At 70.0% G+C, this 11758-nt stretch carries 14 protein-coding genes; all 14 read left to right on the top strand.

The genetic code is table 11. The annotated features are described in order from the left end of the window. Positions 1-1014 (top strand): thiamine pyrophosphate-dependent enzyme (locus ACZ7P3_RS27885; RefSeq protein WP_472085793.1); only part of this gene is annotated, 1014 nt, incomplete at its 5' end. A 29-nt stretch (positions 1015-1043) separates the two neighbouring features. Further along, positions 1044-1586 carry an acetolactate synthase small subunit gene (gene ilvN / locus ACZ7P3_RS27880; RefSeq protein WP_472085792.1) on the top strand — a complete coding sequence of 181 codons (543 nt, stop codon included), beginning with the start codon at positions 1044-1046 and terminating at the stop codon, positions 1584-1586. 76 nt (positions 1587-1662) lie between these two features. Next, complete coding sequence (gene ilvC, locus ACZ7P3_RS27875) at positions 1663-2664, top strand: ketol-acid reductoisomerase (RefSeq protein ID WP_472085791.1); 1002 nt, start codon at positions 1663-1665, stop codon at positions 2662-2664. 97 nt (positions 2665-2761) lie between these two features. Then, positions 2762-3781: a beta-ketoacyl-ACP synthase III gene (locus tag ACZ7P3_RS27870; protein WP_472085790.1), complete on the top strand. Its 1020-nt coding sequence runs from the start codon at positions 2762-2764 to the stop codon at positions 3779-3781. A gap of 59 nt (positions 3782-3840) precedes the next feature. Continuing rightward, positions 3841-4095 (top strand): acyl carrier protein, encoded by a 255-nt coding sequence (locus tag ACZ7P3_RS27865; protein ID WP_472085789.1) that lies wholly within the window; start codon positions 3841-3843, stop codon positions 4093-4095. A gap of 53 nt (positions 4096-4148) precedes the next feature. After that, positions 4149-5243, top strand: coding sequence for an LLM class flavin-dependent oxidoreductase (locus ACZ7P3_RS27860; RefSeq protein WP_472085788.1), 1095 nt, complete (start codon positions 4149-4151; stop codon positions 5241-5243). A gap of 54 nt (positions 5244-5297) precedes the next feature. Beyond that, entirely contained in the window at positions 5298-6692 is a 1395-nt protein-coding gene (locus ACZ7P3_RS27855) for an MFS transporter (protein ID WP_472085787.1), read from the top strand. Continuing rightward, positions 6689-7399 carry an HAD family hydrolase gene (locus tag ACZ7P3_RS27850; RefSeq protein WP_472085786.1) on the top strand — a complete coding sequence of 237 codons (711 nt, stop codon included), beginning with the start codon at positions 6689-6691 and terminating at the stop codon, positions 7397-7399. The genes ACZ7P3_RS27855 and ACZ7P3_RS27850 overlap by 4 nt, the downstream gene beginning before the upstream one ends. Beyond that, on the top strand, positions 7400-8167 hold the full coding sequence (locus ACZ7P3_RS27845) for an SDR family NAD(P)-dependent oxidoreductase (RefSeq protein WP_472085785.1): 768 nt from the start codon (positions 7400-7402) through the stop codon (positions 8165-8167). It begins immediately after the preceding gene. Continuing rightward, positions 8167-8937 carry an AfsA-related hotdog domain-containing protein gene (locus tag ACZ7P3_RS27840; RefSeq protein WP_472085784.1) on the top strand — a complete coding sequence of 257 codons (771 nt, stop codon included), beginning with the start codon at positions 8167-8169 and terminating at the stop codon, positions 8935-8937. Before ACZ7P3_RS27845 ends, ACZ7P3_RS27840 begins: the two co-directional genes overlap by 1 nt. A gap of 105 nt (positions 8938-9042) precedes the next feature. Beyond that, a complete protein-coding gene (locus tag ACZ7P3_RS27835) occupies positions 9043-9657 on the top strand; it encodes a hypothetical protein (protein WP_472085783.1) in 615 nt (204 codons plus the stop codon). After that, positions 9657-10505: a hypothetical protein gene (locus tag ACZ7P3_RS27830; protein ID WP_472085782.1), complete on the top strand. Its 849-nt coding sequence runs from the start codon at positions 9657-9659 to the stop codon at positions 10503-10505. The genes ACZ7P3_RS27835 and ACZ7P3_RS27830 overlap by 1 nt, the downstream gene beginning before the upstream one ends. 40 nt (positions 10506-10545) lie before the next feature. Then, on the top strand, positions 10546-11037 hold the full coding sequence (locus tag ACZ7P3_RS27825) for a flavin reductase family protein (RefSeq protein WP_472085781.1): 492 nt from the start codon (positions 10546-10548) through the stop codon (positions 11035-11037). Between the two features lie 65 nt (positions 11038-11102). Continuing rightward, positions 11103-11756 (top strand): MBL fold metallo-hydrolase, encoded by a 654-nt coding sequence (locus tag ACZ7P3_RS27820; RefSeq protein WP_472085780.1) that lies wholly within the window; start codon positions 11103-11105, stop codon positions 11754-11756. The last annotated feature ends 2 nt before the right edge of the window (positions 11757-11758 follow it).

The following is an 11758-nucleotide window of genomic DNA, read 5'->3' as shown; positions in this document are numbered from 1 at the left end:
CCGGGTATGCACGGTGCGGTCACCGCGGTCACCGCGTTGCAGAAGGCGGATCTGATCGTCGCTCTCGGGGCCCGCTTCGATGACCGTGTCACCGGTAGGCTGGACAGCTTCGCTCCGTACGCGAAGATCGTTCACGCCGACATCGACCCGGCCGAGATCGGCAAGAACCGGGCCGCCGATGTGCCGATCGTCGGGGATGCCCGCGAGGTGATCGCGGATCTGGTGCAGGCGGTGCAGAGGGAGCACAGCGAGGGCCACAAGGGTGACTACACCGCCTGGTGGAGCGATCTGGACCGCTGGCGTGAGACGTATCCGCTGGGCTATGACCTGCCCGAGGACGGTTCGCTGTCGCCGCAGCAGGTGATCGAGCGGGTCGGGCGGCTCGCCCCGGAGGGCACGATCTTTGCGGCGGGTGTGGGGCAGCACCAGATGTGGTCCGCGCATTTCATCCAGTACGACAGGCCCGCGACCTGGCTGAATTCCGGTGGTGCCGGGACGATGGGGTATGCGGTGCCCGCTGCGATGGGGGCGAAGGCCGGGCGGCCGGACCGTACGGTCTGGGCGATCGACGGCGACGGCTGCTTCCAGATGACCAATCAGGAGCTGACCACCTGTGCGCTGAACAATATTCCGATCAAGGTCGCCGTCATCAACAACGGGGCTCTGGGGATGGTCCGTCAGTGGCAGACCCTCTTCTACAACCAGCGCTATTCCAACACGGTGCTGCACTCGGGTCCTGACGACGTCAATCCGGAGGCCAGGGGTACGCGGGTGCCGGACTTCGTGAAGCTGTCCGAGGCCATGGGCTGTCACGCGATCCGTTGTGAGCGGCCGGAGGATCTGGACAAGGTCATCGAAGAGGCGAACTCGATCAACGACCGTCCGGTCGTCATCGACTTCATCGTGCATGAGGACGCGATGGTGTGGCCGATGGTCGCCGCCGGCACCTCCAACGACGAGATCCTGGCCGCCCGGGACGTCCGCCCCGACTTCGGCGACAACGAAGACGACTGACGACGAGGGCGAAAGGAAGGCACGGATCCATGTCCACGCACACACTGTCCGTCCGGGTGGAGAACACACCGGGCATCCTCGCCCGGATCGCTGCCCTGTTCTCCCGCCGCGGCTTCAACATCGACTCGCTCGCGGTCGGCGTCACCGAACATCCCGGCATCTCCCGCATCACCATCGTGGTGAACGGGGAACTGACCCGGCTCGACCAGGTCGTCGAGCAGACCGGGAAACTGGTCAACGTCCTCGACGTCATGGAGCTGGAGCCCGAGGCCCGGATCGTCCGCGAGCTGCTGTTCGCCAAGGTCCGTGCCGACAACCGGACGCGTTCGCAGATCCTGGAGATCGTCCGGCTGTTCCGCGCCAAGACCGTCGACGTCTCCCCGGAGTCCGTCACCATCGAGGCCACCGGATCCGGCGACAAGCTGTCCGCGATGCTCAGGATGCTGGAGCCGTTCGGCATCAAGGAGCTGGTCCAGTCCGGTGCGATCGCCATCGGACGCGGCTCCGTCCCACTCAGCGAACGCAGGCCGCGCCCCGCCGCACAGGCGCCGCGGGCCGCCGCCATCGCCTAGGGCGTCCCCAGCGGGACGCGCCCTTCATCTGTCCGACCCCACGAAGCATCACGCGCCAGCGGAGGAGTAACCGTCCATGTCTGCCGAGCTGTTCTACGACGCCGACGCCGACCTGTCGATCATCCAGGGCCGCAAGGTCGCGGTCATCGGATACGGCAGCCAGGGCCACGCCCACGCCCTGTCGCTGCGCGACTCGGGTGTCGACGTCCGCGTCGGTCTGCACGAGGGCTCCAGGTCCAAGGCCAAGGCCGAGGAGCAGGGGCTGCGCGTGGTGAGCCCGGCCGAGGCCGCCGCCGAGGCCGACGTCATCATGATCCTCATCCCGGACCCGATCCAGGCCCGGGTCTACGAGGAGTCGATCGCCCCGAACCTGAAGGACGGCGACGCGCTGTTCTTCGCCCACGGCTTCAACATCCGCTTCGGCTTCATCAAGCCCCCGGCCGGCGTCGACGTCGCCCTGGTCGCCCCCAAGGGCCCCGGCCACCTGGTGCGCCGCCAGTACGAAGAGGGCCGCGGCGTCCCGGCGATCGCCGCCGTCGAGCAGGACGCCACCGCAGGCGCCTTCCCGCTGGCCCTGTCGTACGCCAAGGCCATCGGCGGCACCCGCGCCGGCGTCATCAGGACGACCTTCACCGAGGAGACCGAGACCGACCTGTTCGGCGAGCAGGCCGTGCTGTGCGGCGGCGCCTCCGCCCTGGTCAAGGCCGGCTTCGAGACCCTGGTCGAGGCCGGCTACCAGCCGGAGATCGCCTACTTCGAGTGCCTGCACGAGCTGAAGCTGATCGTCGACCTCATGTACGAGGGCGGCCTGGAGAAGATGCGCTGGTCGGTCTCCGAGACCGCCGAGTGGGGCGACTACGTCACCGGTCCGCGCATCATCACCGACGCCACCAAGGCCGAGATGAAGCAGGTCCTCACCGAGATCCAGGACGGCACCTTCGCCCGGACCTGGATGGACGAGTACCACGGCGGTCTGAAGAAGTACGACGAGTACAGGCGGCAGGACTCCGAGCACCTGCTGGAGACCACCGGCAAGCAGCTACGCAAGCTGATGAGCTGGGTCGACGACGAGGCGTGACAAGAAATCGAGTGTGCATGCGCAACGCATGTACAAGCTTCCTGGCGGAGCCCCCGCCAGATAAAGTAGTCAGTGAAATCACCACCCGGGGGGGAAAGTGACACGTACAGCGGTCCTGACGGGAATTGGGGCGGCAATTCCGCCACGTTCGGTGTCGAATGACGAACTCGCCATGACACTGGACACCAATGACACGTGGATACGTACCAGGACTGGTATTCGCACGCGGCACTGGGCCGCCGACGGAATCAATGTCGGCGATCTGGCGACCGCCGCCGGTGCGCGGGCCCTGAAATCCGCCGGTGTCGATTCCGTGGATCTGGTGGTCCTGGCGACCAGTACCGGAAACCAGGTCATGCCCGGCACGGCGCCGGAGGTCGCGACCGCACTCGGACTCGGGCAGGTCGCCGCCTACGACATCTCGGCGGCCTGCTCCGGATTCCTCTACGCGCTGTCCGCCGCCGCCGGGGCGATCGCGTCCGGCGTCGCGGGACGGGTCCTCGTCATCGGCGCGGACGTCTGGTCCACGCGGCTCGACCCGCAGGACCGTTCCACCACCATCATCTTCGGCGACGGCGCCGGCGCCGCGGTCCTGCGCGCGGGAAGCGCCGACGAACCCGGCGCGCTGCTCGGCTTCGACCTGGGCAGCGACGGGACGGGCCACGAGCTCGCCCAGGTGGCCGGGGGCGGTTCGCGTGAGCGGGGCAGCGGCCGGCCGCCCCGGCCCGAGGACGCGTACATGACCATGCAGGGCAAGGAGATGTTCACGCACGCCGTCGGCAGGATGGCCGCCTCGTCGGAGCAGCTGCTCGACCGGATCGGCTGGACCGCGGCGGACGTCGACTGGTGTGCGGCGCACCAGGCGAACATCCGGATCCTGCACACGGTCGCGGACGTGCTCGGAGTCGAACGGTCCCGCATGCTGGTGCACCTCGACAAGGTGGGCAACACCTCGGCCGCCTCGATTCCGCTGGCGCTGACCGACGCCGCCGTGAGCGGGCGCGTCAAGGCCGGCGACCGCGTGCTGATGACCGCGTTCGGCGGTGGCCTCAGCTGGGCTTCGACCGCGATGCGGTGGCCGGAACTCGACGTCATGGAAGTTTCCACGGACATCTGAGCCGCCCGATTTCCGCGGCCTTCTCTCCCTGTACGCACCTGCCCTGTGAAGGGGGACCCATGAATTCCCAAGAAGTAGCCGAGAACATTGTGAACGTCCTGACCGACAACTTCGATCTGGAACAGGACGTCACCCCCTCCACCCGATTCAGCGAGATTGAACTCGACTCGTTGATCATGCTGGAGCTTTCTGTGATCATCGAGCGGAAGTACGGCATGAAAATCGCCGAGGACGAGCTGGTCGAAGCCGGCAGTGTGGCCGGAGTCGTCGCGCTGATGGAATCCCGCAGCAGCATCGACAGCCCCACCGGCTGATCCGCTCCCTCCCATCCGGACGAATTTCTTCCGCTTCCTTCTGGAGGAACGCCATGCACAGCCGTATCGGAATATTCCTGTCCCCCGTGAACGAGCCCGGCCAGGACCCGCACCTGGTGCTGCGTCGCCAGCTCGACCTGGTGGAGAAGGCCGACGCGCTCAACATCGACGAGGCGTGGTTCGGCGAGCACCACACGCTCGGCTGGGGGCTCGTCGGCGCCCCGGAGACGATGATCGCCGCCGCCTCCCAGCGGACCCGGCAGATCAGGCTGGCCAACGGAGTCGTACCGCTGCCCTGGCACCACCCGTTCCACGTGGCCTCGCGCGCCGTGCACCTGGACCACCTCACCCGGGGCCGCTACATCCTCGGAGTGGGCCCCGGCATCTTCCCGGACGCGCAGATGCTCGGCATCGATGCGAGCGAGCAGCGCACCCGGCTCGCCGAAGCGCTGCCGGCGGTGATCGAGCTGGTCAACGGCGAGGACCGGATCACCGAGAAGACCGACTGGTACGGGCTGCGCGACGCCAAGCTCCAGCTGCCCCGCTACACCCCGGGCGGCCTGGAGGTGGCCATCGCCAGCGGTGGCACCTCTCCCACCAGCCCGCTCCTCGCCGGGCAGCACGGCACCAGCCTGGTCTCCTTCGCGCTCAGCCAGCCCGGCGCGCCCAAGACCATCGACCTCGCCCGGCAGTGGGGTTACGCCGAGGAGGCCGCCGAGGAGCACGGCCACACCATGGACCGTGACAGCTGGCGCGTGGCCCTGCCGCTGCATGTCGCGGAGACCAGGGAGCAGGCGTTCGCCGATGTCCGCGAGGGCTTCGACCGCTGGCTCTTCGACTTCTTCGGCCGCGCGGCCGGGCGCGACGTGTCCACCCCCGGTGTGCCCAAGGGCCAGGAGCTCGAGGCGCGCATCGAGGCGGGCGGCGCGATCGTCGGTTCGCCCGAGGACGTCGTCGAGGGCATCCGGCGACTGCAGGAGCGCACCGGCGGCTTCGGCACCCTGCTGGTCTACGTGCCGGACTGGTGCTCCTGGGAGAAGACGGACAAGAGCCTGGAGCTGCTTGCCCGCTATGTCGCACCGCAGCTGACCGGCGCCGTCGCGCGCCCCACGGAATCCATCGAGCACATCGTGGCCAGCCGGGGCTGATCAGGGGCCAGCGATCCCCCAGCTCCCTCCCCCCATACCCGAACCGGAGCCTTCATGACCGTCGTCGGCAGGAACACCGCCGAGGTCGCGCAGAGCGCGGGGCACAAGGTCCCGCGACTACGGACCTCCCTGCTCTTCGCCAGCCTCGTGGCCGGCAACTACCTTGTCATCCTCGACGTCTCGATCCTGAACGTCGCCCTTCCCGACGTGCGCAGCGACCTGCACGCCTCCGCGGCCCAGCTGCCGTGGACGGCGGACGCGTACACGGTCGTCTTCGCCGGTCTGCTGATGGCCTCCGGAGCGGTCGCCGACCGCTGGGGTCCGCGCCGGGTCTACCGCACCGCCCTGTGCCTGTTCGCGCTGCTCTCCCTGGCGTGTGCGGCCGCCCCCAACGCGCCCAGCCTGATCGGGGGCCGCGCGGCACTGGGCATCGCGGCGGCCGGCCTGGTCCCGGCCTCGCTCGCGCTGCTCGCCAAGCTGTACCCGGACCCCAGCAAGCGGTCCCGGGCGATCGGCGCCTGGGGCGCGCTGAGCTCCAGCGGCTTCATCGCGGGGCCGCTCATCGGCGGCGGCCTGGTGGAACTCGGCGGCTGGCGCTGGGTGTTCCTCGTCAATCCGGTGATCATCACCCTGGTGCTGCTGCCCACGAAGTGGCTCAGCGCCCACCGGCCGACGACGTTCAAGCGGATCGACTACGCGGGTCTCCTCCTGTCCATCCTCGGGCTCGGGGCCGTCACCTTCGGCCTGATCGACGCGGGCAGCCAGGGCTGGGACCGGCCCGTCGCGCTGATCGCACTGGCCGTCGGCGTGCTCGCGTTCGTGGCGCTGCTGCTCGTCGAGCGCAGGGTGGAGTCGCCGGTCCTGCCGCCCCGTCTGATGGCGCTCGGCCGGGTCCGCGCGGACCTGATGGCGGGAGCGATGTCGTGCTTCGTCTTCTACGGCTCGTTCTTCGCGCTGACCCTGTGGCTGATCCGGGAGCGGGACCTCTCCCCGCTGCAGACAGGTCTCGCCCTGCTTCCGATGACGCTGCCCGCCTGCTTCATCCCGCTGCTCGCGGGGCGTGCGGTCGTCAAGTACGGGGCCAGGGCGGTCATCCTGGTGGGGCTCGGGGCGCATGTGCTCGCCGGGCTGGGGCTGTGCTTCGTCAGTGACCACCCGCCGCTGGCGGTGCTGGTCCCCATGGAGATCCTGCTGACCCTCGGGGGGACGACGGTGGTGCCCGCCGCCACCGCCGACATGGCCTCGGCCGCACCGCCGGAGCTGGCCGCGACCGGCCAGGGCGCGGCAACCGCCTCCCGGCAGGCGGGTGTCGCCCTGGGTGTCGCCGTGCTCGGCACACTGTCCACGCTCGCCTCGACCGGTCTGGTCGTGCTGATCGCCGCCGCGCTGGCGCTGGTGGTCGTACTCACCGTGCTGCGCCGGCCGGCGAGCCCGGCGGACGCCCGATGACCGGGGCGCAGGGCACGACCGGGGCGGCCGGGGGCGCGGCCTTCTTCGACGTCGACGAGACGCTGATCACCGCCAAGTCCATGTTCGAGTTCCTGCGCTTCTGGCTGGCCCGCAACGGCGACGACGGCACCCGGTACGCGGGCTACGCCGCCGCGCTGCGGGACATGTCCGCCCTCGGTCTGGCCCGCGAAGAGGTCAACCGCGCCTACTACCGGTACTACGCGGGCACCTGCGCCGCCGACGTCCGGTCGGCGGGCCGCGACTGGTACGCCGAGTACCGCGAACGCCCGGATGCCTTCGTCACCGCGGGCATCTCCGCCCTGGCGCGGCACCGGGCGGCCGGGGACGCGGTCGTGCTGGTCTCCGGATCCTTCCGGGCCTGCCTCGACCCGCTCGCCGAGGATCTGGCGGCGGACCGGGTGCTGTGCGGCGAACTCGTCGTCGACGAACGCGGGTTGCTCACCGGTGAGGTCGTGGAACCGATGATCGGCCGGGCGAAGGCGGACGCCGTCGTCCGCACGATGGCGGAACTCGGCCTGGCCGCCCAGGACTGCTGTGGATACGGGGATCACGCCAGTGATCTCGACATGCTGCGTGCCGTGGGCAGGCCGTCGGTCGTCGGAGACGATCCGACGCTCGGCGAGCTCGCCCTCGCGCACGGGTGGCCGGTGATGTCATCGGCCCACGGAGGAAGAGAGGAACGCTAGTTGAGTACGCAGACCACACGGCCCGCACCGGTCACGTCCGGTGACTTCACGGACAAGGTGGCCCTCGTCACCGGGGCCGACGGGGGCATCGGCCGCGCCCTGGCGAGCAGGCTCGGCGCCCAGGGGTGCCGGCTCGTCCTGCACTCGCACAACGGGGAGGGCCTGAAGAAGACCGTCGCCGAGGAGGGCTGGGCGGACGGGCAGGTGCTCACCGCGGTCCATGACGTGGCCGACGCCGCGGCCGTCGAGGCGGCCGTCGCCGAGGCGGTCACCCGCTTCGGGAAGATCGACTACCTGCTGAACGTGGCGGGTGTCGCCCACCCCGGCGGTGTCCTCAGCACGAGCCAGGAGATCTGGGACCGTACCCTCGCCACCAATCTGACCGGCTACTTCGTGATGGCCCGGGCCGTACTGCCGCACATGAAGGAAGCGGGCGACGGGTTCGTCGTCAACATGTCCTCGATCTGGGGCAAACGGACCGCGCCGCCCGGAGCCATGCTCGCCTACTCGGTGTCGAAGTGGGGTGTCGAGGGGCTCACCAAGGCTCTCGCCGCGGAGGCCCGGCCCTGGGGCGTGCGCGTCTCGGGCATCGTCCTCGACAAGGTCGACACCGCCTTCCGCGAGAACATGCCGGGCGACCTCACCCAGGAGCAGCTCGACCGGATGCTGACCGCCGCCGACGTCGCCGACGCCACCTGCGCGATCCTCACCGGCTCGCGCCGCGCGCACGCCGCCGTCATCGAGCTCGACGCCTGGCAGTGGGTCTGATGCCGGAGCAGAGTCCCACGACCCGTTACATAGTCGGTGACCGCTTCGAGCCGTTCGCCACCCACGACACGATCCGCACGGTCTCCCGCTTCGTCCGTGACCTGCGCGCGGACCATCACCGGGACGACGCCGGCCTCGTCCTCGTCGAGGGCCAGGGCCTCACCTCCTTCGACTGGGACCGGATCCGTGACGAGCTGGACCGCCGCGGCCTCGGGGAGCGCACGCAGATCCGGGAGAGCGACGCGGGCTGCCTGTGCCGCCAGACCGAGACGCACAAGCACCGGGAGTGCAACGTCCTGATCGCGGGCCTCGACCGGACCGACGAGAACACCTTCAGGGCGGCCCTGCGCGTCCACAACGACCAGGAACTGCTCCTCGACCACCAGGGCGGGCACGTCCAGGGCATGGTCCTCCTGGAGGCCGCACGCCAGATGTTCGTGGCGGTCAGTGAGCGGTACTACCTGTCCCGCTGGCCCGAGGAGCACTACAGCTTCGTTCTCGACAGCATGGACAGCAAGTTCCTGACCTTCCTGTTCCCGCTGGCCGCCGCGGTCGAGTACAAGGTCCTCTCCGCGGACCTCGACGACCCCGCCCAGCTCCGCTTCGACGTCCAGGTCACCTTCGAGCAGGCCGGCCTGCCCGCCGCCACCGTCCGCATGGTGTGCGGCGCCATCCACAGCTCGGCCATGGCCCAGAAGGAGCGCCGGGGCACCGCACGGGCCCTGCGGGTGCTCGGCCGCCGCGAGGCGGACCTGCTCGCGGCCGGCTGAACCGGGCGGCTCCGCCCCCCTGCGGGTCACCGCTCCGACCCCGCGGATCCACGTACACGGCCTTTGTAATCCTTTGCGACCTTTGCGACTTCTGAAGGGACCACCATGTCTTCCGCACTGCTTCTGGTGACCGAGATCCCCGTCGGCGAGCACGCCGACGAAGCACTCGCCGCCTGGCAGGACCGGCCCACCGCGCCGGGCTCCGTCTTCTACCGGGGCCTGGAGGCCCCGACCCTGCTCGAACTCACCCCGCTCGACGGCCTCGACGGCCTCGCCGCTCTCGACCAGCAGTGGCGCCGGCAGGCGAAGGCGCTGGCTCCGCTGGTCGCGGGTGACGTGCGCCGCCAGGTGCTGCGGTTCGTCGAGGCGCCGAAGCCCGCCCCGGCCGGCGCGGCGCTCCCGGACACCCTGTACGTCCAGCTGCGTCACGTCGAGGTGAAGCCGCCGGTGCACGAGGAGTACCTGTCCTGGCGGGACGGCACGATCTTCGACGTCGTCCGCACGACGGAGCAGGTGGAGACCTTCCTGGCCTACCACTCGCTGCTGTCCACGGAGCCCGGTGTCATGTTCGTCTCCGGGTTCTCCTGCGCCCCCGAGGAGTACCTGCCCGCCTTCTCCTCGGAGCGGTACGGCGAGATCGCCCGGGACGCGCACTCCCGCTTCGTCACCGAGGAGGGCCTGTACACCCGCCTCTACCGGCGTGTCACCAAGGACGCCTGATGGGTGCGCAGTCGGCTTCGTACGAGCTGAGTCTCACCACCCAGGGCCCGCTGTATCCGCCCAGCGAAGTCATGGACGCCGACGGGAACTTCGTGGTGATCGGCTACGTCAATCGGGAGGCGGCCGGCGGAGGGGTCGTCTCCGAGTGGGGCAGCGCGATCGTGGCCGCGGACAGCGTCCTGCCGGAGCTGGGCGGCACCGCCCCGTACCGCATCGTCCGCGAACTGGGCCCGCAGCTGTCGGCCGCGGACGAGGACCTCGTCCTGCACACGCTGCCGCTGCCCCTGCCGTGCACCAACTACCCGGAGGTCTTCGCGCCGGACCAACTGGCCGATCCCTTCTCGGTGGTCCGCCCCAGCTACGCCTTCCACGAGGTGCCGCTGCCGGATCTGCGCCCCGAGGACGGGCCGAAGGTGACGGAACCGGTCACGCTCGGCCAGTGGGTCCAGGCGGCCGGCGAGGTGCGCGTCACGCTGGCGGACGGGGGCCGGGCGGCCGACTTCCACTGCGAGTTCACCGGGCTGCTGCCGAACAGCCTCTACACCGTGATGTCCGTGCGGCGCCGCGACCTGGCCCCCTCGGGGCCGGTCAGGCCGGGCCCGCTCGGTGTGCCCAATGTGCTGATCGCCGACCACAAGGGCAACGGCAGCTACCACGCACGCATGCCCAACCCGTTCCCCGACCCGGAGGCCGCGGCCGGTGACCGGATCATGAATGTCGTGCTGCTGTGGATGAGTTACCAGCAGAACTACGCGGGGGCCATCGGACGGTTCGGTCTGGGCGGAGACGTGCACGCCCAGCTCAAGCTGCGGGGCCCGGGTTTCGCCGAGTTCGTGACCCACGCCTGACAGGCCACACAGGAAAAGGGAGTAGGAAGTGGAGACGAAGGTGCCGACTCAGCGATCCTTCCGCGATGTCCTGGGCCGCTTCACCACGGGGGTCGTCCTGGTCACGGCGCAGACCGAAGTCGGACCTGCCGGAATGGCGGCCAACTCCTTCACTTCGGTGTCCCTCGTGCCCCCGCTGATCGCGCTGTGCGCGGCGCACACCTCGACGACGTGGCCCGCGATCCGCGCGGCCGGAGGCTTCGCGGTGACCATCCTGCGCGAGGACCACGAGGAGGTCTGCAGGACCTTTGCCACCCGGGGTGCGGACCGGTTCGCGGGCCGCGACTGGGTCCGCACCCCGGCCGGGCACCCCCTGCTGTCGGACGGGCTCGGCTGGCTCGACTGCACCATCGAGCAGATCCACCCGGCGGGCGACCACGAACTGGTGATCGCCCGGGCCGTGGAGTGGTCCACGGCGGGCGGGCCGGACACGGCCCCGGCGGGCGGCCCGCTGGTCTTCCACTCCGGACGCTATGTGCGGCTGGCATCCTGACGGGAAGATCCCCAACTGCCCCATGACAGACGGGACGTGGGTCCCGCAGAAAGGCGCGAGAGACGATGAGCTACACCGGTGACGTGCAGGCCGGCTCGCCCGGCGACACCCGGGAGACCACCGACCTGGTGATCACGAAGGTCTCGGTCGGTGAGATCGACAACAACGTCTACCTGCTCCGCTGCCGGACGACCGGCGAGCAGCTCCTGATCGACGCGGCAGCCGAGCCGCGGACCCTGCTGGACCTCATCGGTGACGGCGGCCTGGCCACCGTGTTCACCACGCACCAGCACTGGGACCACCACCGGGCCCTGGCCGAGGTGGTCGAGGCGACCGGCGCCCGCTCCCTCGTCGGACGCGACGACGCACCCGGTGTCCCGGTCGCGGACGTCCTGGTGGAGGACGGCGACACCGTGCGGGTCGGCGCCGTGTCCCTCACGGCGATCCATCTGGTGGGCCACTCGCCGGGCTCCACCGCGCTGCTCTACCGCGACCCGCAGGGGCATCCGCACCTGTTCACCGGTGACAGCCTCTTTCCCGGCGGCATCGGCAACACGGAGAAGGATCCGGCGCGGTTCGCCTCCCTCCTCCACGACGTCGAGACGAAGATCTTCGCCGAGCTCCCGGACGACACCTGGGTCTACCCGGGCCACGGCAAGGACACCACGCTCGGAGCGGAGCGGCCGTCCCTGCCGCTGTGGCGGGAACGGGGCTGGTGACG

This window comes from Streptomyces sp. NPDC107581 (assembly GCF_055657175.1).
The sequence above is the reverse complement of the archived record's forward strand: the minus strand, read 5'-3'. Positions and strand labels throughout refer to the sequence as shown.